The 21700-nt window shown below is 66.3% G+C and carries 19 protein-coding genes; 14 read left to right on the top strand and 5 right to left on the bottom strand.

Going from position 1 to position 21700, the window contains the following annotated elements:
- Positions 1–91 precede the first annotated feature (91 nt).
- A complete protein-coding gene (locus AC07WJ_RS22920; RefSeq protein WP_494936980.1) occupies positions 92–1957 on the top strand; it encodes an ABC transporter ATP-binding protein in 1866 nt (621 codons plus the stop codon).
- Between the two features lies 1 nt (position 1958).
- Here AC07WJ_RS22920 and AC07WJ_RS22915 read toward each other — a convergent pair whose 3' ends face one another.
- Positions 1959–2855, bottom strand: a complete 897-nt coding sequence (locus tag AC07WJ_RS22915) for a LysR family transcriptional regulator (RefSeq protein ID WP_494936979.1) — start codon at positions 2853–2855, stop codon at positions 1959–1961.
- 186 nt (positions 2856–3041) lie between these two features.
- Here AC07WJ_RS22915 and AC07WJ_RS22910 point away from each other — a divergent pair, with 186 nt between their 5' ends.
- The gene (locus AC07WJ_RS22910) at positions 3042–3878 is read left to right on the top strand and encodes a carbon-nitrogen hydrolase family protein (RefSeq protein ID WP_494936978.1); all 837 of its coding nucleotides are present in this window, start codon (positions 3042–3044) and stop codon (positions 3876–3878) included.
- A gap of 83 nt (positions 3879–3961) precedes the next feature.
- Positions 3962–5302 carry an MFS transporter gene (locus tag AC07WJ_RS22905; protein ID WP_494936977.1) on the top strand — a complete coding sequence of 447 codons (1341 nt, stop codon included), beginning with the start codon at positions 3962–3964 and terminating at the stop codon, positions 5300–5302.
- A 126-nt stretch (positions 5303–5428) separates the two neighbouring features.
- Here AC07WJ_RS22905 and gabT read toward each other — a convergent pair whose 3' ends face one another.
- Positions 5429–6712 carry a 4-aminobutyrate--2-oxoglutarate transaminase gene (gene gabT / locus AC07WJ_RS22900; RefSeq protein ID WP_494936976.1) on the bottom strand — a complete coding sequence of 428 codons (1284 nt, stop codon included), beginning with the start codon at positions 6710–6712 and terminating at the stop codon, positions 5429–5431.
- Between the two features lie 143 nt (positions 6713–6855).
- On the opposite strand from gabT, the gene AC07WJ_RS22895 reads away from it, so the two are divergent.
- A complete protein-coding gene (locus tag AC07WJ_RS22895; protein WP_494936975.1) occupies positions 6856–7431 on the top strand; it encodes a cupin domain-containing protein in 576 nt (191 codons plus the stop codon).
- A gap of 150 nt (positions 7432–7581) precedes the next feature.
- Complete coding sequence (locus AC07WJ_RS22890) at positions 7582–9009, top strand: aldehyde dehydrogenase family protein (RefSeq protein WP_494936974.1); 1428 nt, start codon at positions 7582–7584, stop codon at positions 9007–9009.
- 310 nt (positions 9010–9319) lie between these two features.
- Here AC07WJ_RS22890 and gcvA read toward each other — a convergent pair whose 3' ends face one another.
- Positions 9320–10228, bottom strand: coding sequence for a transcriptional regulator GcvA (gcvA, locus tag AC07WJ_RS22885; RefSeq protein ID WP_494936973.1), 909 nt, complete (start codon positions 10226–10228; stop codon positions 9320–9322).
- 157 nt (positions 10229–10385) lie between these two features.
- Between gcvA and AC07WJ_RS22880 the strand changes: the two genes are divergently transcribed.
- Both AC07WJ_RS22880 and AC07WJ_RS22875 read left to right on the top strand, forming a co-directional pair.
- A complete protein-coding gene (locus AC07WJ_RS22880) occupies positions 10386–11600 on the top strand; it encodes an acyl-CoA dehydrogenase (RefSeq protein WP_494936972.1) in 1215 nt (404 codons plus the stop codon).
- A gap of 59 nt (positions 11601–11659) precedes the next feature.
- A complete protein-coding gene (locus AC07WJ_RS22875; protein ID WP_494936971.1) occupies positions 11660–12844 on the top strand; it encodes a CaiB/BaiF CoA transferase family protein in 1185 nt (394 codons plus the stop codon).
- A gap of 20 nt (positions 12845–12864) precedes the next feature.
- Here AC07WJ_RS22875 and AC07WJ_RS22870 read toward each other — a convergent pair whose 3' ends face one another.
- Positions 12865–13776 (bottom strand): GntR family transcriptional regulator, encoded by a 912-nt coding sequence (locus AC07WJ_RS22870; protein ID WP_494936970.1) that lies wholly within the window; start codon positions 13774–13776, stop codon positions 12865–12867.
- An 88-nt stretch (positions 13777–13864) separates the two neighbouring features.
- Here AC07WJ_RS22870 and AC07WJ_RS22865 point away from each other — a divergent pair, with 88 nt between their 5' ends.
- The 6 genes from AC07WJ_RS22865 (at position 13865) to AC07WJ_RS22840 (ending at position 19996) form a co-directional block, all read left to right on the top strand.
- Positions 13865–14983 carry an ABC transporter substrate-binding protein gene (locus AC07WJ_RS22865; protein ID WP_494936969.1) on the top strand — a complete coding sequence of 373 codons (1119 nt, stop codon included), beginning with the start codon at positions 13865–13867 and terminating at the stop codon, positions 14981–14983.
- 73 nt (positions 14984–15056) lie between these two features.
- Complete coding sequence (locus AC07WJ_RS22860) at positions 15057–16682, top strand: amidohydrolase (protein WP_494936968.1); 1626 nt, start codon at positions 15057–15059, stop codon at positions 16680–16682.
- Positions 16679–17530: an ABC transporter permease gene (locus AC07WJ_RS22855; RefSeq protein ID WP_494936967.1), complete on the top strand. Its 852-nt coding sequence runs from the start codon at positions 16679–16681 to the stop codon at positions 17528–17530. Before AC07WJ_RS22860 ends, AC07WJ_RS22855 begins: the two co-directional genes overlap by 4 nt.
- Positions 17530–18318, top strand: a complete 789-nt coding sequence (locus AC07WJ_RS22850; protein WP_494936966.1) for an ABC transporter permease — start codon at positions 17530–17532, stop codon at positions 18316–18318. The genes AC07WJ_RS22855 and AC07WJ_RS22850 overlap by 1 nt, the downstream gene beginning before the upstream one ends.
- A gap of 36 nt (positions 18319–18354) precedes the next feature.
- Positions 18355–19452 (top strand): ABC transporter ATP-binding protein, encoded by a 1098-nt coding sequence (locus tag AC07WJ_RS22845; RefSeq protein ID WP_494936965.1) that lies wholly within the window; start codon positions 18355–18357, stop codon positions 19450–19452.
- A gap of 139 nt (positions 19453–19591) precedes the next feature.
- Complete coding sequence (locus AC07WJ_RS22840) at positions 19592–19996, top strand: DUF2147 domain-containing protein (RefSeq protein WP_494936964.1); 405 nt, start codon at positions 19592–19594, stop codon at positions 19994–19996.
- A gap of 45 nt (positions 19997–20041) precedes the next feature.
- Here the strand turns inward: AC07WJ_RS22840 and AC07WJ_RS22835 are convergent, their stop codons facing one another.
- Positions 20042–20962, bottom strand: coding sequence for a LysR family transcriptional regulator (locus tag AC07WJ_RS22835; protein WP_494936963.1), 921 nt, complete (start codon positions 20960–20962; stop codon positions 20042–20044).
- Positions 20963–21068: 106 nt separating this feature from the next.
- Here AC07WJ_RS22835 and AC07WJ_RS22830 point away from each other — a divergent pair, with 106 nt between their 5' ends.
- Positions 21069–21692, top strand: coding sequence for a glutathione S-transferase (locus tag AC07WJ_RS22830; protein ID WP_494936962.1), 624 nt, complete (start codon positions 21069–21071; stop codon positions 21690–21692).
- Positions 21693–21700 lie beyond the last annotated feature (8 nt).

Genomic DNA, 21700 nt, shown 5'->3' with positions numbered 1-21700 from the left:
CAATCCCGGCCCATCCCTCTTCGTCCAACGAGTCGCGGCCGTGCCGCAGCGTATTTCGCGCTGCCGCGATGCTTTTTCGACCGGATTTTTCATGTTCCGCTTTTTTGAAAGTCGTATCGACCCGACCGCCGCGCCGCCATCCGGAGATCCGCCGGCCAACCTGCTGGCCTTCTATTGGTATTTCGCCCGGCAGGCGAAGGGCGTCTTCGCGGCCTTTTTCCTGGTCAGCCTGGTGCTGGCGCTTCTGGAGACGTCGGTCCCCTATTTCATCGGCCAGCTGGTCGGCCTGCTCGCCCATACGCCGCGCGACCAGCTGATCGCGACCGCCTGGCCGACGCTCGCCCTGATGGTGCTGGTCATGCTGGTGATCCGTCCCGGGGTGACCTTGCTGCACCGGCTGATCTCCAACCAGGCGATCGTGCCGCCGTTCAACACCTTGATCCGCTGGCAGAGCCATTTCCACGTCGCCCGGCAATCCCTCGGCTTCTTTCAGAACGACTTTGCCGGGCGGATCGCCAACCGGGTCATGCAGGCCGGCCCTTCGGTCCGGGAGACCCTGGTCGCGCTGATCCGCTCGGTGCTGCACATCATCTTCTACGGCCTCGGCGCGGTCGGCCTGATGCTGGTGCAGGACTGGCGCCTGGCTCTGCCGATGATCGTCTGGTTCGGGCTCTATCTGGCGCTGCTGGTCTTCACCATTCCGCGCCAGCGGGAACTGGCGCGGGAGGCTTCCGCCAAGCGTTCGGCGGTGACCGGCAAGGTGGTCGACAGCTATACCAACATCCTCACCGTCAAGCTGTTCGCCAAGTCGGACGACGAGGACCGCTACGTCCGCGACAGCATGCAGGAGCTGACCGACGCCTTCTTCGCCCAGCAGCGGATGAACACGCTCTTCATCTTCCTTTTGACCGGGCTCAACGCCCTGCTGCTGACCGGCACCGGCGCGGTCGCCGTCTATCTGTGGCAGCTCGGCCGCGTCGACATCTCGACGCTCGCGATGGTCCTGCCGCTGACCTCGCAGATCATCGCCATGTCCGGCTGGGTGGCCTTCGAGATCCAGGGCATTTTCGAGAATGTCGGCATGGTCCAGGAGAGCATGCTGTCGATCTCCAAGCCCCTGACCATGCAGGACGAGCCGGACGCCCGGCCGCTCGCGATGAGCCGGGGCGAGATCCGCTTCGACCAGGTCAGCTTCGGTTACGGCCGGGAGGACATGCCCGTCATCGACGACCTGACGCTGACCATTCGCCCGGGCGAGAAGGTCGGCCTGGTCGGCCGCTCGGGCGCCGGCAAGTCGACGCTGGTGAGCCTGCTGCTGCGTTTCCACGACGCCGAGCAGGGCACGATTGCGATCGACGGCCAGGACGTGCGCGGCGTCACCCAGGAGAGCCTGCGCGGGGCCATCTCGGTGGTGACGCAGGACACTTCGCTGCTGCACCGCTCGATCCGCGACAACATCCTCTACGGCCGGCGCGGCGCCAGCCAGGACATGGTCGAGGCAGCGGCCGAGAAGGCCCAGGCGGCCCGCTTCATCGCCAGGCTCGAAGATGCCGCCGGCCGCACCGGCTACGACGCCTATGTCGGCGAGCGCGGCGTCAAGCTGTCGGGCGGCCAGCGCCAGCGCATCGCCATTGCCCGGGTCATCCTCAAGGATGCGCCGATCCTGGTGCTGGACGAGGCAACGGCTGCGCTCGACAGCGAGGTCGAGGCGGCGATCCAGGACAATCTCGCCGACCTGATGGACGGCAAGACCGTCATCGCCATCGCGCATCGCCTGTCGACCTTGCAGATCATGGACCGGCTGGTGGTGCTCGACCAGGGACGCATCGTTGAGGAGGGCACGCATGAGGCCTTGATCGCCAAGGGCGGCCTCTATGCCGACCTGTGGGCTCGCCAGTCCGGCGGTTTCATCGTCGAGCCGAAGCTCATCGGCCAGCCGAAACAGGCCGCCGAATGAACTAGGCGGCGCTTGCCGCCTGGGCAAAGGCGATGAACTCGGTGGCGAGCCGCGTCTGGCGGCTCTCGTGCCAGGCGATGCTGATGTCGAAGCTGGCATGCGGGTCGCTGATCGGCACGGCGACGATATCGGGCTGCAGCATGGGCGTGATGGCCGAACCATAGAGCGTCACGCCGCGGCCGAGCGAGACGAGCTGCAGCAGCACCGGCACGTCATCGGCCTCCTCGGCGATGTCAGGCAGGAAGCCGGCGCCGAGGCAGATATTGGTGACCAGTCCCCGGAAGCTCAGCCAGCGTTTCGGCGTGCCGATGACGAAGGGCGTGTCGGAAAGCTCGCGGAGGCTGACGGAAGCGCGGCCCGCCAGCGGATTGTGGCGCGACATCAGCACGACGAAACGCTGGCGCGCCACCACGACATGGCGCAGCGGCGGCTTGCAAGCCGCCGACAGCATGAAGCCGATATCGATCTGGCCCGCCTCGATCGCCGGCAATTGTTCCTGCGACGACAGCGAGTAGAGGCTGACCTGGGCATTCGGATAGGCACTGCGGAAGCGGATGATGATCTCCGCCATCGGCCCGTGAGTGGCCTGGGCCGAATAGCCGATGACCAGTTCGCCGGCATCGCCCGCCGCGACCTGGGACGCATCCCTGACGGCGCGCTGCAATTGCCGCAAGGCCGCATTGGCCTCGCGCGCCAGCACCGCGCCGGCCGGGGTCAGCGCCACCCGCCGGGTGGTGCGTTCGAACAGCTTGAAACCGACCTCCGCCTCCAGCTGCTGCACGGCGCGGCTCACCGCCGGTTGCGCCACATTGAGGCGGCCGGCGGCTTCACGAAAGCTCAGGGTTTCGGCGACCGCGACGAAATAGCGAAGCCTGGAGAGATCGGGGAGGTGGTTCATTGATGCCTGCTTGGTATCAATTACGTCGTCATTGATCTTAGACTCGCCAGGAATTCTGTTGTCAAAGGCTTAACCGAGCCAAGGGCGCCACCGGCTGGCCGGTGGCGGCTCCTGAGAGGCGCGCGTGCCGCCCCGAAGGGCCGCGCCGCCGCTCGCCCAAAGTGCATTCGTCCCGGAGGCTGCCTGATGACCGATACGCCCTTGCCCGATGCCGCCCTGACCGTGGCGGTCGCCCAGTTCACCGGCACCGCCGACGTCGCGGCCAATCTCGCCGGCATCGAGCGGCTGGCGGCCGAGGCCGTGGCCGGCGGCGCCGCCATCGCGGTGTTTCCGGAAGCCGCGATGTATGATTTCACCGCCCCCGCATCGCGGATCGCCGAGGTCGCGCGCAGCGACGGCAGCCGTTTCGAGGCGGAAATTCACGCCATCGCGCGTCGGCATGGCATCGCCATCGTCGCCGGAATGTACAGCGACGGCGGCGGCCCGCTGGCGCGCAACACCCTGATCGTTGCCGGAGCCGGCGGCGAGCGCCTGGGACGCTACGAAAAACTGCACCTCTATGACGCCTTCCACTATCGCGAATCCGACAAGAACGAGCGCGCGCCCTTGCGCGACGGTTTCGGCGAACTGACCACCTTCGATCTCGGCGGCTTCCGCTTCGGCCTGCTCAATTGCTACGACATCCGCTTCCCGGAAATGGCCCGGCTGCTGGTCGATCGCGGCGCCGATATCCTGCTGGTCTCGTCCGGCTGGGTGGCGGGTCCCTTGAAGGAACTGCACTGGGAAACCCTGCTGAAGGCGCGGGCCATCGAGAACACCTGCTACGTCGCGGCATCCTGCCAGCCGGCGCCACTTTCGGTCGGCCTGAGCATGATCGTCGACCCCAGCGGCATCGCCACCGCCACAGCGGCCGGCGGCGATGGGCTGGCGATGGCGAGGCTGACATCGGCCCGGCTGAAGGCGGTGCGCGACGTGCTGCCGTGCCTTCAGCACCGCCGCTACGCGATCGTGCAGAAGCCATAGGCGAGGGCCGCGCCAGGCCCCTTCGCTCCTTTCAACATGTCAAGAAAGCCGGTTCTGAACCGGTCTGTCTCGGAGGACGTTTCATGAGCGCACAGTCAAGCGCAACGGCCGTGGCGGGCGTCGCCCCGCAGGTTCAGGACAAGAGCGCGCTGCGCCGGGTACTGACGTCGGCGGCGATCGGCCAGTTCGTCGAGTGGTACGATTTCGTCGTTTATGCCTATTCGGCCGCGATCATCGCCAAGCTGTTCTTCCCGAATTCGGATCCGACCGCCGCGCTCCTGTCGACCTTCGCGATCTATGCGGTCGGCTTCGTCATGCGCCCGCTCGGCGGTTTCATCTTCGGCAGCCTGGGCGATCGCATCGGCCGCCGGCGCGTGCTGTCCTTCGTCATCCTGATGATGGGTGTCGCCACCCTCGCCATCGGCCTTCTGCCGACCTACGCCCAGGTCGGCATTCTCGCGCCCATCCTGCTGGTGGTCTGCCGCCTGGTGCAGGGTCTTTCCGCCGCGGGCGAGACGGTCGGCTCCAACGCCTTCGTCGCCGAACATGCGCCGGGCGAGCGCCGCGGCCTCTATGTCGCCTTCACCTATTCCTTCGCCAATCTGCCGCCGATCGCCGCCGCGCTCCTGGTGCTGCTCCTGACCAATGCGCTGAGCGGCGAGGCCTATGCCTCCTGGGGCTGGCGCATTCCCTTCCTGATCGGCGGTCCGCTCGCCCTCGTCGGCCTCTACATTCGCCAGCAGGTCGATGAATCGCCGGCCTTCAAGGCAACCCAGGCCGCCAGGCGTGTCGCCGCCACCCCGATCAGCGATGCCGTGCGCGACCAGAAAAAGGCCATGGCCTTCTCCTTCGCGCTCGCCGCCTTTTCCAGCCTCGGTTTCTATACGCTGGCCGGCTATTTCGTCAGCTATCTCACCGCCACCGTCGGCCTCAACAGCAATGCCGCGCTGATCTCCAACAGCGTCGCGCTGTTCATCGCGTTCGTTGCGATGATCATCGGCGGCGGCCTGTCGGATCGCTTCGGCCGCAAGCCGATCCTGCTGGTCGGGCTTGCCATCAATGCCGCCGTCTGCATCCCCGCCTATCTGCTGGCGGCCCAGGGCAGCCTGGTCACCGCCATTGCCGGCCAGGGCCTGCTCGCCTTCGGCTGCGGCCTGTTCTGGGGTCCGGTCGGCATCGCCCTCCTGGAGCTGTTCCCGACCCGCACCCGCTTCAGCGCCGCGGCGATCAGCTACAATCTCGCCTATACGATTTTCGGCGGCACGGCGCCGTTCCTGGCCACCTGGCTGATCCTGCAGTCGGGCAGCAAGATCGCCCCGGCGATCTACATGGCGGTGGTGTCGGTCGCGGTGTTCCTGGTCGTGCTGATGATCCCGGAAACCTATCGCAAGTCGCTGGTCCATGCCGAGGATGTCGCCGGCTGAGGCCGGCCCATTCGGTCCGGCGGGCTCGAAACCGGTGGGCCCCCAACTGACGGGTTCAAAAAGAAAAGGCCGCATCCGGGGTTACCGGATGCGGCCTTGTTGTTGACGGTGTCGGAGCTGCGAAGCTCAGTTCTTCACGACGGCGGCGAGCGAAGCCTCGAGAATGTCCATGCCCTTCCTGGCCTGTTCCATCGGCGTGGTCAGCGGCGCGAGCAGGCGGATGACATTGGCGTCGGGGCCGCAGGACAGGAGGATCAGGCCGTTTTCCTCGGCCTTGGCGACCAGCGCCGAGGTCAGGGCCGCGTCGGGCTCGCGGGTCTCGCGGTCCTTGACCAGCTCGAAGGCGACCATGGCGCCGAGGCCGCGGACGTCGCCGATGCAGGAGAAGGAGTTGCGCTTGGCCATTTCCTTCAGCCGCTCGATCATCATGTCGCCGAGTTCGGCGGCGCGGGCGCAGAGATCTTCCTTTTCGATGACGTCGAGCACGGCATGGGCCGCGGCCACGCCCACCGGATTGCCGCCATAGGTGCCGCCGAGGCCGCCCGGCTGGGCCGCATCCATGATTTCGGCGCGGCCGGTGACCGCGGCGAGCGGGAAGCCGCCGCCCAGGCCCTTGGCCATGGTCACCAGGTCGGGCACGACGCCGGCATGGTCGACGGCGAACATCTTGCCGGTGCGCGCGATGCCGGTCTGGATCTCGTCCAGGATGAGGAGAATGCCGTGCTCGTCGCAGACCTTGCGCAACTCCTTCAGGAATTCCGCCGGGGCGATGTAGAAGCCGCCTTCGCCCTGCACCGGCTCGATGATGATGGCGGCGACCCGGGCCGGATCGACATCGGCCAGGAACAGCTGCTTCAGGTTGGCGAGCGCCTGGGCGGTGTCTATGCCGTGATAGGTTTTCGGGAAGGCGACGTGGAACACCTCGGCCGGGAACGGACCGAAGCCCTTCTTGTAGGGCGACACCTTGCCGGTGAGCGCCATGCCCATCATCGTGCGGCCATGGAAGGCGCCGTTGAAGGCGACGACCGCCGAGCGGCCGGTGAAGTGGCGCGCCGCCTTGATGGCGTTCTCGACCGCCTCGGCGCCGGTGGTGACCAGCATGGTCTTCTTGGCATGGGTGCCGGGAGTGGCGGCGTTCAGGCGCTCGGCGAGCGCGATATAGCTCTCATAGGGCGCGACGTGGAAGCAGGTATGGGTGAAGGCGTCGAGCTGGGTCTTGACCGCCTCGATGATCGCCGGGTGGCGGTGGCCGGTATTGACCACGGCGATGCCGGCGGCGAAATCGATATAGCTCTTGCCGTTGGCGTCCCACAGCGTCGCGTTCTCGGCGCGGACGGCATAGACGCCCTTGGTCGCGACGCCACGCGGCACGGCCTGGCTCTGGCGGGTTGCAAGGTCTGCTGTGCTCATGGTCATCTCCCTCACGCGTCAAAAGCGAGCGTCGTCGCCGTGATTAGCTGGTGCTCAAAATTTTGAGCAGACAGCAAAATGCACGGCAACTATGCTGCGGGTCAATGGGGCGCTCGACGCGCTTGGACTTCAGGGAAACGGTGATGGATTTCGACGTCGGTGCGCGACTGCGGGAGCTTCGAGCGGCAGCTGGCCTGTCGCAGCGCGAGCTGGCGACGCGGGCGGGCGTGCCGCATGGGCTGATCGCCACCGTCGAGCAGAACAAGTCGAGCCCGTCGGTCGCCTCGCTGCGCAAGATCCTCGATGGGCTGACGGTCAATTTCGTTGATTTTTTCAGCGCCGGGCCACCGCAGCAGGACAAGGTTTTCTTTGGTCACGACGAGCTGATCGACCTGACCTCGATCATTCCGGGCGCGATGAAAAGCAAAAAGGGCCGCATCACTTTCAAACAGGTGGGCGATGCCCGCGCCAACAACCTGCAGATCCTGCACGAAGTCTACGAACCGGGTGCCGACACCGGCAAGGCCATGCTGGCCCATGCCTCGAAAGAGGGGGGGGTGGTGATTTCCGGCCAGCTCGAGATCACCGTCGGGCAGTCGGTGCGCGTGCTGAGGGCGGGCGAGGCCTATCTGTTCGACAGTCAGACACCTCACCGTTTCAGGAATGTCGGCAGTGAGCCTTGCGAGGTGGTCAGCGCCTGCACGCCGCCCTATTTGTAGGCGGCGGTCGTTGCGCCGGATGACGTTACAATCACTTTGCCTCTGCATGAAATTTTGAGCAGTTCGCGCTTCCAAGAGACACCATACCTCCCAGAGACATCACGGCTCTTCCAGACCTCAAGCTTCCTCGATACCCCAAGGAAACGAACCATGTCGCAGCACAATCTCGAATTCTACATCAACGGCGCCTGGGTCGCCCCGATCAGCACCGTGACGCTCGATGTGTTTGATCCGGCCACCGAAGAGGCCTTTACCAAGATCGCGCTCGGCACCGTCGAAGACGCCGACAAGGCGATCGCCGCGGCCAAGAAGGCCTTTGCCTCGTTTTCGCGCACCAGCCGCAAGGAGCGCATCGAGCTGCTCGAGCAGGTCATCGCCGTCTACAAGAAGCGCTCGGGCGACATGGCGGAGGCGATTTCCCGCGAGATGGGCGCGCCCATGTCGCTGGCCAAGTCGGCCCATGTCGGCGCCGGTCTCGGCCATCTCGCCCAGGCGCTCGAAGTGCTGAAGACCTATGAATTCGACGAGATGATCAACAAGACCATGGTGACGCGCGAGCCGGTCGGCGTGGTCGGCCTGATCACTCCGTGGAACTGGCCGATGAACCAGATCGGCTGCAAGGTCGGGCCGGCGCTCGCCACCGGTTGCACCATGGTGCTCAAGCCGAGCGAGATCGCCCCGGTCTCCGGCCTGGTGTTCACCGAGATCATGCATGAAGCGGGCGCTCCCGCCGGTGTCTACAACATGGTCAATGGCGACGGCGCGACCGTCGGCCACCGCCTGTCTAGCCATCCCGATATCGACATGGTGTCGTTCACCGGCTCGACCCGTGCCGGCATCCTGGTCGCCAAGGCGGCCGCCGATACGGTCAAGCGTGTCGCCCAGGAACTCGGTGGCAAGTCGCCGAACATCATCCTGGCCGATGCCGATTTCACCCGCGCCATCACCCACGGGGCCCGCTCCTGCTTCGGCAATAGCGGCCAGTCCTGCAACGCCCCGACCCGCATGCTGGTGCCGGCCGACCGGCAGGAAGAGGTGATCGCCATTGCCCGCGGCGTCGCCGAGCAGACGGTGGTCGGCGACCCGCGCGCCGAAGGCACCACCATCGGCCCGGTCGCCAGCGACGTGCAGTTCGCCAAGATCCAGAAGCTGATCGAACAGGGCATCGCCGAGGGCGCGCGTCTCGTCACCGGCGGCACCGGCCGCCCCTCCGGCCTCAACAAGGGCTATTACATCCGCCCGACCATCTTCGCCGACGTCACCAATTCGATGACCATCGCGCGCGAGGAAATCTTCGGGCCGGTGCTGTCGATCCTGCCCTACAAGACCGAGGAAGAGGCGATCGAGATCGCCAACGACACGGTCTACGGCCTGTCGAGCTACGTCACCTCGGGTGATCTCGACCATGCCCGCACCGTGGCCCGCCGCATTCGCGCCGGCATGGTCCATATCAACGGCGCCGGCGGCGACCTGGCCGCGCCCTTCGGCGGCTACAAGCAGTCCGGCAACGGCCGCGAGTGGGGCCGCTACGGCTTCGAGGATTTCCTCGAGGTCAAGTCGATGTTCGGCCACCAGTGATCTGACGGGCAGCTCGCACCGTCCAGATCGACCAGCGCGGCTCCCGTTTCGAACGAAACGGGAGCCGTTCTTTTTAGGTCGATAGTACGGCCTGCAATTCGGTCAGCCGTCCTTCGAGGCTCGCGCAACGGCGCGAGCACCTCAGGATGAGGGGAAAAAGGTGAGTTGCATCAACGTTGATCATGAAGCGTCGAGCGTGTCGCTTATCTGGCATCGCCGCTGCTGCAATACTCCACAATCCTCATTCTGAGGAGCGAGCGCAGCGAGCCTCGAAGGACGGCTATCTTCGATGCAATGCCGCTCAATTGCTTCAATTCGGCTTGCCGGCCGTTTTCGCTTCCCTGACGATCCAATCACGGAACGCCTTGACCAGCGGCGCCTCCGCCTTGTGCTCGGGGCAAACGAAATAATAGGCCTTGGTCGAGACCAGCGTCTGCGGGAACAGCACTTCAAGCCTGCCGGCGGCGAGATCCGCCTCGACCAGGATATGCGGCACCAGGCCGACGCCGATGCCGGCGACCGCCGCCTCGGCGACCATGGAGAACTGCTCGAAGCGGTGACCGCGCAGCGCCTGGGGGGCTTCGACGCCGGCCTGCTCGAACCATTCCGCCCAGGCGGTCGGCCGGGTCATCTGCTGCAGCAGGCTGGCGCGAACGAGATCAGCCGGAGCTTCGATCGCCTGGGCTGCGCGATAGCGCGGGCTGCAGACCGGCACGCTCTCCTCGATCATCAACGGCTCGCAGACGGCGCCGGCCCAGTCCGGCCGGCCGACATGGATCGCCGCGTCGAACGGCTCCTGGGCGAAGTCGAAGGGCGCGACACGGGCGGTGCAATTGACGATCACGTCCGGGTTCTCGGCGAGAAAGCCCGGAAGACGCGGGATGAGCCAGCGTGCCGCGAAGGTCGGCAGCACGGCGAGGTCGAGCACGCCGCCGGCGCCTGCATAGGCCATCATCTTGTGGGTCGCGTCCGACACGCCGGTCAGCGCCTGGCGCAGGTCGCTCGCATAGATGCGGCCGGCATCGGTCAGCACGATGCGCCGGCGCACCCGGTGAAACAGCGCTACCCCCAGCGTCGCTTCCAGGTGCAGGATCTGGCGCGACACCGCGCTCTGCGTCAGATGCAGTTCTTCCGCGGCCCGCGATATGCTGCCATGGCGGGCGGCGGCCTCGAAGGCCAGGAGATTGCCGACCCCGGGGAGGAAACTGCGTCGAAGCATATCCATTCCTGTTTGGAATGATCTTTGTCGAACATGTCGCTTTTCGCCGGCGCCGTCCACCTGTAAGGGAGCGCCAACCGCATGGGAAGAACCGCTGTCTCTCCGGCAGGCGCCGACAGGCGTCGCCCGCGAGCACAAACCTCAAGGAGAATGTTTCATGGCCGCTCAGCTGAAAGCCAAGGACCGTCCGGACCTCGCCGAGTTCTCCTGGGACGACGCCTTCCTGCTCAACGACCAGTTGACCGAGGACGAGCGGTTGATCCGCGACGCGGCCCGCGCCTATGCGCAGGAAAAGCTGATGCCGCGCGTCTCCGACATGTATCTGGAGGAAAAGACCGACCGCTCGATCTTCAACGAGATGGGCGAGATGGGTTTCCTCGGACCGACAGTGCCGGAAGAATATGGTGGCGCCGGCGCCAATTACGTCAGCTACGGCCTGGTGGCGCGCGAGATCGAGCGCGTCGATTCCGGCTATCGCTCGATGATGAGCGTGCAGTCCTCGCTGGTGATGTATCCGATCTATGCCTATGGCTCGGAAGAGCAGCGCAAAAAATACCTGCCCAAGCTCGCCTCGGGTGAATGGGTCGGCTGCTTCGGCCTGACCGAGCCCGATGCCGGTTCGGACCCGGCCGGCATGAAGACCCGCGCCGAGAAGGTCGCCGACGGTTATCGCCTGACCGGCTCGAAAATGTGGATTTCCAACTCGCCGATCGCCGATGTCTTTGTCATCTGGGCGAAGTCGGCGGCCCATGACAACAAGATCCGCGGCTTCGTGCTGGAAAAGGGCATGAAGGGCCTGACCGCTCCGAAGGTCGGCGGCAAGCTGTCGCTGCGCGCTTCCATCACCGGCGAAGTGGTGATGGATGGCGTGATCGTGCCGGAAGAAAACCTGCTGCCCAACGTCTCCGGCCTGAAGGGGCCTTTCGGCTGCCTCAACCGCGCCCGCTACGGCATTTCCTGGGGCGCGCTGGGCGCCGCCGAGGACTGCTTCCACCGGGCCCGCCAATATGGCCTGGACCGCAAGCAGTTCAACAAGCCGCTGGCCCAGACCCAGCTGTTCCAGAAGAAGCTCGCCGACATGCAGACCGAGATCTCGCTCGGCCTGCAGGCATCCCTGCGCGTCGGCCGGCTGTTCGACGAGGGCAAGGCGGCGCCCGAGATGATCTCGATCGTCAAGCGCAACAATTGCGGCAAGGCGCTCGATATCGCCCGCCAGGCCCGCGACATGCACGGCGGCAACGGCATCCAGATCGAATATCACGTGATGCGCCATGCGCAGAACCTGGAAACCGTCAACACCTACGAGGGCACGCATGACGTCCATGCGCTGATCCTCGGTCGTGCGATCACCGGTCTGCAGGCATTCTTCTGAGACCAGGATTCGTCCAAGTCCGCGACCAAGAAACCAACCGCATCGGGAGCAAGCCGGGAATGACGACGAAACCTCTTGCCGGCTTGCGCGTGCTCGAACTGGCGCGCGTGCTCGCCGGTCCGTGGTGCGGGCAATTGCTCGCCGATCTCGGCGCCGACGTGGTCAAGGTGGAGCGCGCCGGCGTCGGCGACGATACCCGGGAATGGGGGCCGCCCTTTGTCGAGGACAAGGACGGCGGCTATCACGGCTCGGCCTATTACCACTCGACCAACCGCGGCAAGCGGTCGATCGCGCTCGACTTCAACAGCGCCGACGACCAGGCGACGATCCGCCGTTTCGCCAACCACGCCGATGTGGTGATCGAGAATTTCAAGGTCGGCGGCCTGGTCAAATACGGGCTCGATTATCCGAGCCTCAAGGCCATCAATCCGCGTATCGTCTATTGCTCGATCACCGGTTTCGGCCAGACCGGGCCCTATGCCCCGCGTCCGGGTTATGACTTCATCATCCAGGGCATGGGCGGCATCATGTCGCTCACCGGCGACCCGCAGGGCGAGCCGCAAAAGGTCGGCGTCGCCTATGCCGACATCTTCACCGGGGTCTATTCCACCGTCGGCATCCTGGCGGCGCTGCGCCATCGCGACGCCACCGGCGAGGGCAGCCATATCGACATGGCGCTGCTCGATACCCAGGTGGCTTTGCTGCAGAACCACTCGATGAACCACATGATCGCCGGCATCGATCCCAAGCGCATGGGCAATGCCCACGCCAATCTGGTACCCTATCAGGTGGTGCCGGTCAGCGACGGCCACATCATCCTGGCGACTGGCAATGACGGCCAGTATCGCCGGACCTGCGAAGTGCTGGGCGTGGCGGAACTGGTGACCGATCCGCGCTTCGTCGACAACGAGCAGCGGGTCAATAATCGCGAGCTGCTGATGCCGCTCTTGATCGCCCGCACCGTGCTGTTCAGCAAGGCCGACCTGATCGAGAAGCTGGAAGCCGCCGGCGTTCCGGTCGGCCCGATCAACAAGGTGCCGGAAGTGTTCAGGGATCCACAGGTCATCGCGCGCGGCATGCGCGTCGATCTGCCCGCGCCGGAGACCAAGGCCGGCACGGTGCCGAGCGTGCGCCAGCCGATCATCATCAACGGCGAACGGCTCTACGGCGCCCATGGGTCGCCGGCGCTGGGCGAGAACCAGGACGACGTGCTCAACGATCCGAACTGGGGTGCGGGGGCCTGAGGCGCGCCTGTGCTGAGGCCTCAGACCTCGGCCAGTTCGGCGGTGATGACCGCCTTGGTGAAGTTTTCCATCGCTTCGAGAAACACCTCGGTCGCGGCGACCGCCGCGGCCTCGTCGCCACGGCCGATCGCCTCGATCGCCTCGGCATGCGACAGCGCGATCGGCACGTTGGTCGTTTCGAGGTGGGTGAAATAGAAGCGGCGCGAATGGGCGTGGATCGGGGCCAGCGCCGCGGTCAGATATTTGTTGGCGGCGGCCTGCAGCGACAATTCCTTGAACTGACGGTCCACCGTCATCAAAGCCAGCTTGTCGCGGGTCTCGCCGGCGAGCCGCATCGTGGCGGCAAGCTGCAGGAACTTCTGCCGTTCCGCTTCGTTGGCGCGCCGCGCGGCCCGGTGGGCGACCAGCCTTTCGAGGTCGTGACGCACCTCCATGACCAAGAGCTGGCTGCGGAAGTCGACACGGGTCACGAACACACCTGAGCGCGGCAGGATGTCGACGAGGTGGTTTTCGCGGAGCTTCTGCAGGGCTTCGCGGATCGGCGTGCGGCCGAGACCGAGCGCCTGGGCGAGCATCTGCTCCGACAGCCGCGTATCCGGTGTCAGCTTGCCGAGGATGATCATTTCCTCCAGCCGGGCATAGGCCTCCGCCGCCATGGTCTTCGGACTGACGGCCTTGAGGTTCCCGGATGAAAGGTTTTTGGCCAGCCCTTTGCGAAGGGAGGGGGCGGTCGTCAGGCCTGCCATCGATATCCCCGGCATCGCCGTGGCGACGGTCGTCGTGCCGCGCGCCATCGTCGTTTCAGGCCGCATGACTAACATGTCAATCGGCGAATTGAAAAGTGCGCCGATCACGGCATGATCGCGATATCTGCCGAAAATCCCCAATCCATTGTGATTGACAAGGGTTTCGGCTTCGGCAATCAATTGCAATCTGACATGTCAGTTTGACTTTACGATCAAGAACGGCGGCTGGGCCACGGCATGGGCATCGGCACGGACCAGGCAGAAGGAGGGCACCATGGGTGAGGCAGGCAATTATCTGAGCGACGCCTTGCAGATCGCGGCGGAACGGGCCGAGGCGGGCGCGATCGACCGGCGGCAGGTGCTGGGGCTCGGTGCCCTGTTGGCGGCCGCCGGCATCGGTGCCGGCATCGACCCGGCCAAGGCCCAGGCGGCGGCCAAGGAAATCGTCTTCGCCATGTGGGGCGGCGACGCCGAGGCGGCCTACCAGAAGGTCTGGGGCGAGCCCTTCACGGCCAAGACCGGCATCAAGGTGGTCATGGACGGCACCGGCCCGTCACCCGGCCGGGTTCGCGCCATGGTGCAGGCGCGCAACGTCACCTGGGACATCATCGACGGCGGCGTCGGCACCCAGGCTTCGCTGGGCGCGGCCGGCGTGGTCGAGGAAATCGACTATTCCATTGTCGACCGGGCCAAGGCACTGCCCGGCATGGACTATCGCTGGGGCGCGACGGTTTTCGTCTACGGCTCGGTCATGACCTTCGACAGCCGTGCCTTCGGCGGTAAGACGCCGCAGAGCTGGGCGGATTTCTGGGACGTGAAGGCGTTCCCCGGCAAGCGGGTGCTGTACAAATACATGGCGGGTGCCCTGGAAGCCGCGCTGCTGGCCGACGGCGTCGCCCTCGACAAGCTCTACCCGCTCGACGTCGACCGGGCGCTGAAGAAGATCGCCGAGATCAAGGATCACCTGGTGCTGTGGGACACCGGCGCCAGCAGCCAGCAGCTGTTCCGCGACGGCGAAGTGACCATGGGCCAGCTCTGGCACACCCGCGCCAACCTGCTGCAGGAGGAATCCGGCGGCCGGTTCCGCTACACCTTCAACCAGGGCATGCTGCAGCCCGGCGTCATGTCGGTCACCAAGAACAATCCGGCCGGCAAGGCCGCCATGCAGTTCCTCGCCTCCATGCAGGATCCGCAGGCGCAGGTGAAGCTTCTGGAACTGCTCGGCAACGGCCCGGCCAATCCGGCCGCCGACGGCACCTATAGCGAGGCCCTGGGCAAGAAGAACCCGGGCCATCCGGACAATCGCAAGCTGATGGTGCTGCAGAACGCCGATTGGTACGGCGCCAACATCATCCCGGTCACCAAGCGCTTCCTCGACCTGATGGCGTCCTGAGCACGGCCTGACCGAACCGCCGTCGGCCCGTGCGGGCCGGCGGTTCCCATCCCGTTTTCATGAAGCCATGCTGATGACCCGGCCAGCCGATACCATCGTCACCCATGCCAAGGTGGCGACCATCAATGCCGCCATGCCGTTCTGCGAGGCGGTGGCGATATCAGACGGCCGCATTGTCGCGGTCGGCAGCGCCGCCGAAGTCGCCACCTTCGCCGGCCCGGACACCGAGATTATCGATGCCGGCGGCCGTACCGTCCTTCCGGGCTTCATCGAGAGCCATTGCCACGCCGACGTCTATGGCGCGCGCGTCCACCGCTGGGCGGATTTCTCCTGGCCCAAGGTCGGCTCCAAGGACGAGGTGCTGGCGCAGATCGCGGCGGCCACGCCCCACCTGGCGCCCGATGCCTGGTTCGTCGGCTTCCGCTACGATGACAACAAGCTCGGCGGCTTCCCGACCATCGACGAGCTCGATCGGGTCGGCAATGGCCGGCCCGTCTTCATCTACCGGACCGATCATCACAACGGCGTCGTCAACACCGCCGCGCTGGTCCGATCCGGTCTCGCCGATGCCAAGGAAGACCCGCCTTTCGGCCGCATCGACCGGGATCCGGCGACCGGCCGGCCGACCGGCCTGCTGCGCGAGAATGCCGCCTATGTGGTGGTCGACGAGATCAGCCGGGACTACACCGTCGGCGATTTCACCAAGGGGCTGAAGCAGGTCTTCGCCGAGTTCCTGAGCTACGGCATCACCTCGATCCACAATTCGCTGACCCAGTCGAACGGCATCCGCGCCTTCCAGGACATGCGGGCGGCCGGCGAACTGCCGCTCAGGGTCGGCATCATGGTCAGTGGCAAGGAGAACGGCCTGGTCGAATCCTATATTCGCGCCGGCGTACGCTCCGGCCTCGGCGACGAATGGGTGCGTATCCTCGGCGTCGAATGGTGCCCGGATTGCTCGACCACCGGCCGGACCGCCGCCTATTACCAGCCTTATGTCGGCGCCAAAGTGCTGGGCGAGCCCGAGCACAATACCGGCATGCTGCTCTATGCCAGCGAAGACTTCGCCAAGCGGGTGATGGACGCGACCGCGGCCGGCCTTGCCGTCTTCGCCGACGGCATCGGCGACCGCGGCATCGACTATGTGCTCGATGCCTTCGAGGCGGCGCTCGCGGCCCACCCGAATTCCGACAGCCGCATGCGGGTCGAGCACACCTGCTACGCCACGCCGGCGATCCGCGAGCGGATGCGCCGGCTCAACGTCATTCCATCCTCGGCGGCCGCCTTCCTCTACGATCTCGGTGACGGCTATATCCGGGTGCGCGGCGAGGCGGCGATGCAGGACATGTGGCCGCACCGCTCCTGGAAGGAGCTCGGCGTGGTGGCGCCGGCCCATTCGGACGCGCCGATCTGCCACCCCAATCCGCTGCGCGGCATCTACGCGCTGGTCGCGCGCAAGACCGATACCGGGCAGAGCCTCGGGGCAGGGGAGGCGATCAGCGTCTGGGACGCAGTCAAGGCCTATACGCTCGACGGCGCCTATGCCGGTCGCGAGGAGATGCTCAAGGGCAGCATCGAAGTCGGCAAGCTCGGCGACCTCGTCATTCTCGACGAGGACATCTTCACCGCCGATGTCGAGCGCATCCCGTTTATCAAGGTTGCCAGGACCATCGTGCACGGCAGGACGGCCTACCGGGCATGATCTGGACCCTCGATCACCGTGCGCGCCTGGCGCTGATCATGATCGCGCCGGCCGTGCTGCTGATCGTGCTGCTCTACCTCGTGCCGCTGCTGCGCATCCTGGGGCTGAGCCTGACCGAGGAGCCCGGCGCGCTGGCCAATTACAGCCAGCTGTTCACCTCGCCCGTGCTGGGCCGGGTGATCTGGACGACGCTGCGCATCTGCGTCATCACCACCGCCATCACCCTCGTCATGTCCTATGTCATGGCCGCGGCGCTGACGCTCGCCGGGCCGCGCATGCGGGCGCTCATGTTCGTCCTGGTGCTGCTGCCCTTGTGGTTGTCGGTGCTGATCCGCGCCTTCGCCTGGGTCACCGTGCTGCGCGGCAATGGCGTGCTGAACACCACGCTGGTCGGGCTCGGGCTGATCGACATGCCGCTCAACCTGGTGCGCAACGAGATCGGCGTCATCATCGGCATGGTCCACTACATGCTGCCCTTCGGCATCCTGCCGCTCTATGCCGGCATGCGCACCATCGACCCGCGCGTGCTGAACGCCGCCCGCAGTCTCGGCGCCAACGGCCTCACGGTGTTCCGCCGGGTGTTCTTTCCGCTCACCGTGCCGGGCCTGTTCTCCTCCTTCATCCTGACCTTCGTGTTCTCGCTCGGCTTCTACGTGACGCCGGCCATCCTCGGCGGCGGCCGGGTCATGATGGTCGCCGAATATATCAGCGTGCAGGTGCATGAGACGCTGGAATGGGGCACGGCGACCATGCTCGCCTCGGTGCTGCTGATCACCGTCTTCGCGGTGATCTTCGCGGTCGGCCGTTTCGCCGACTGGGACAGCATCGTCGGCAAGGGGGACGAGTAATGGATGTCGCCGACCGGCCGCGGCTCGGCCGCTATCTCGTCCTGGCCTGCGGCTGGCTCGGCCTGATCTTTCTGCTGGCGCCGCTCGCCGTGGTGTTTCCGGTGTCGCTGACGCCGGAGCGCTATCTGTCCATGCCGACCACCGGCATCTCGTTCCAGCACTATGCGAAGCTCGTCACCGACCTGCGCTGGTCGCACAGCATCCTGACCAGCCTGGCCATCGCCGCGCTTACCACCGTCTTCGCCACGCTGTTCGGCACGTTGTGCGCCATCGGGCTGTGGCGGCTGAATTCCCGCGTGACCCGCTATTTGCGCGTCATGATCCTGGCGCCGTTGATCGTGCCGCCGATCGTCCATGCGCTGGCCTTCTATCGCACCTGGATCGACCTCAACTGGCTGGACACCCTGATGGGTGTGGTGGTGGCCCATACCGTGGTCTGCATTCCCCTGGTCCTGATCACGGTCTCGACCTCGCTCAGCGGCTTCGACCGCCGGCTCGAGCAGGCGGCCCGCAGCCTCGGCGCGTCTCCCTTCACGGTGCTCCGGCGCATCGTCGTGCCCAATATCGCTCCGGGCATCCTGTCGGGCGCGGCCTTTTCTTTCGTCACCTCGTGGGACGAGGTGGTCGCGGTGCTGTTCCTGACCAGCCGCAAGGTCGTCACCTTGCCGATCGTCATCTGGAACAGCCTGACCGAGAGGGTCGATCCTGCGGTCGCCGCGGTTTCCGCCGTGATGATCCTCGCCACGCTCGCAGCCGTCGCCATCCGCCTGGTCCTGCGCAAGGCCTGAGGCGAGCCGTCTGGATCCATGCCCGAAAGAGCCATCGTGACCGACCAGAGCCAACCCTTCCTCGCCGTCGAACGCCTGTCGAAACGCTATCGCGAGGTCGCGGCCATCGACGACATGTCGCTCGCCATTCCCCGCGGCGAGTTCCTGACCTTGCTGGGGCCGTCGGGGTCCGGCAAGACCACGCTGCTCATGGCGATCGCCGGCTTCGTCACGCCGAGCGCCGGCGCGATCCGGCTCGACGGACGCGACATCACCGCCTTGCCGCCGGAGAAGCGCGACCTCGGCGTGGTGTTCCAGGGTTACGCCTTGTTCCCGCATATGACGGTCGCCGAGAACGTCGCCTTCCCACTGGAGGTGCGCAAGCTGCCGCGCCCCGAGATCACGCGGCTGGTCGCCGGTGCGCTCGACACCGTCCAGCTCGGCCCGCTCGCGTCGCGCAAGCCGGCGCAGCTGTCCGGCGGCCAGCAGCAGCGCGTCGCGCTGGCCCGCGCCCTCGTCTTCTCGCCGCCGCTGATCCTGCTCGACGAGCCGCTGAGCGCGCTCGACAAGCAGTTGCGCAGCCAGTTGCAGGAGGAATTGAAGAGCCTGCACCGGCGGCTCGGCGCGACCTTCATCAACGTCACCCATGACCAGGACGAAGCGCTGTCGATGTCGACCCTGATCGCCGTGGTCAATCACGGCCGCATCGTCCAGGTCGGTACGCCGCTCGAGGTCTATGAGCGTCCGCAGACCATGTTCGTCGCCAATTTCGTCGGCCGCAGCAACATCGTCGAGGCCGAGGTCAAGGGCCGCGAAGCCGACGGCCGCGTCGTTCTGGTCGCGGCCGGCACCACGCTGATATCGCGTTCGGCGACCGCGGGCGCGGTCGGAGCCAAGGTTGCCGTCAGTCTCCGGCCGGAAAAGCTCAGTGTGGCGCTGGAAGGGGACGAGGGGCCGAACCGCGTCCGCGGCACCATTGCCGACTATACCTATCACGGCAACAGCACCCAGCTCGTGGTCTCCACGCCGCTCGGCTCGCTGCGGGTCGAGGAACAGACCTGGCGCATCGGCTTTCCCCTGGCGAACGGCCTGTCCGTTTCCTTGAACTGGGCCGAGGATGCGCCGGTGGTGGTGGCGCACGACCCGGCGTCGTGATCGCGGCGCCATTGAACCTTGGCGCCACGGCGACCGACCCAGTGACGCGGTGACCTCGATCTCGCGTGAGGAGGGCACCCATCCGGCGCAACGGTCATCTGGCCGGGCCGGATCAACCGGTCACGCCCAGGAGCCTTTCATGCGTTTGGTCATCGCCGCTTGCGCGGCATTCCTGTCGATCTCGGTCTTGCCGGCCTCGGCCCAGAAGGCGCTCGGCGAGTGGCAGAGCGAGACCGGCACCACCCGGATGAGGGTCGCGCCCTGTCGCGGCGGGTTGTGCGGCACCATCACCTGGCTTCAGCAGCCGGGCCTCGACGTCAACAATGCCTCGGCGCGCCTGCGGACCCGTCCCCTGGTCGGCGCGCGGCTGTTCTTCGACATGCGTCCGAACGGCACCAATCGCTGGACCGGCCGCGCCTATGTGCCGGGCGACGGGCAAAGCTATGCCGGCCGCATGACCATGGACGGCGACAAGCTGCAGGCCGTGGCCTGCTCGCTCGGCGGCACGATGTGTTCGGGAAACCTCTGGACCCGCATCAAATGACCGGCGAGCGGCCGCTCGTCGCGCGCGCTGTTCCACCGGGTGTCGTCAGGCCGGAGCGGGGCTCCCCGGAGCCTGTTCCGGCCGGATGACGCTGAGCCGCTCCAGCGCCGCGACAGCGTGATCGAGGAAGGCGCGAACCTTCGGCGCCATGTGGCGGCTGCTCGGCACCACCAGATGGACTGGCAGCGCCGCCGGCTCGAATTCCGGCAGCAGCCGGATCAGCGAGCCATCGGCGATTTCCGTGGCGACCTGATAGGACAGCACCCGGCCAATGCCGCGCCCGGCGCGGATTGCCATCAGGTTGGCGTCGATGTCATTGCCGGAAAATCGCGGCGACAGCCGCACCACCGGTCCGCGATGGCCCACTCCGAAGCGCCACTCCTGCGCCATGATCAACCCGGTGATCGTCTCGTGGCCGGTGAGATCGGCGGGCTGCCGCGGCCTGCCGCGCCCGGCCAGATAGCCGGGGCTGGCCACCAGCATGCGCCGGACCTCGCCGACGCGCCGGGCGACAAGGCTGGAATCGGCGAGGGGGCCGATCCTGACGGCGACATGCACGTCCTCCTCGATCAGGTCGACATTGCGGTCGTTGAGCAGAAGCTCCGCCTGCACCTGCGGGTGCCGGTCCAGAAAGTCGGTGACGACGGGCGCGACATGGCGTCGGCCGAAGACGCGCGGTGCGGTGACCCTGAGCAGGCCGCGCGCCTCGGTCGCCGCCGCGCCGCCGATCGAGGCGTCGTAGTCGCCGATCAGCCGGCGCGCGTGGTCGGCGAGGTTGCGGCCCGCATCGGTCGGCGTGAGGCGCCGGGTGGTTCGCTCCACCAGCCGGACGCCAGTTCGCTCCTCCAGCGCGTTCAGCGCCCGGGTGACCGCGGGAGCCGAGCGCCGCAGTCGGCGTGCCGCGGCGATCAGGCTGCCCGTGTCGATGATGGTGACGAAGATGGTGAGCTCGTCGAGGCGATCCATCGATCATTCCATAATTTGAAATTTTGACTTTCCAATTTTTAGAATTCTGTTCACCCGGCGCAACAGTCATTCTGCGGCTCTCGTCACCGCTGAGGAGCCATTTTCGATGTCCGAACCCGCGATCACGCTCTATGGCACGCCGCTTTCCGGCCACGCCCATCGCGTCGAACTGCTCCTGCTGACCTTTGGCCTGCCCTATCGCTATGTCACGGCCTCCGCCGATGTGCGCAGGTCGGCGGAGTTTCGCGCGCTCAACCCGCTCGGCCAGATCCCTGTGCTGCGGGACGGCGATCTGACGCTCGCCGACAGCAACGCCATCATGGTCTATCTGGTCGGCCGCTATGCGCCCGGCAGCGCCTGGCTGCCGAAAGAGCCGGTCGCGGCGGCGCAAGTGCAACGCTGGCTCTCCATTGCCGCGGGCGAGGTGATGTATGGCCCGGCGACCGCCCGCATGGCGCTGCTCTGGGGCATGCCGGGCGACCCGGTCAGGGCCGCCGAAATCGCCCACCGACTGCTGGCCTTCATGGATGGCCATCTGGCGGGCAGGGCTTATCTCGCGGCCGATCACCCCACCATTGCCGATCTCGCCTGCTACTCCTACGTCGCGCATGCGCCGGAAGGCGGCATCGCGCTCGATCCCTATCCGGCGGTGTGTGCCTGGCTCGGCCGCGTCGAGGCCCTGCCGCATTTCAAGGCCATGCCGCGCTCGCCATTGCCCAAGGTCGCGTGAGGCATGCC

The sequence above is a fragment of the Phreatobacter sp. GW821-FHT04C01 genome, from assembly GCF_059420385.1.
Note: the sequence above shows the minus strand (reverse complement) of the source record. Positions and strands in the feature narration are given on the sequence as shown.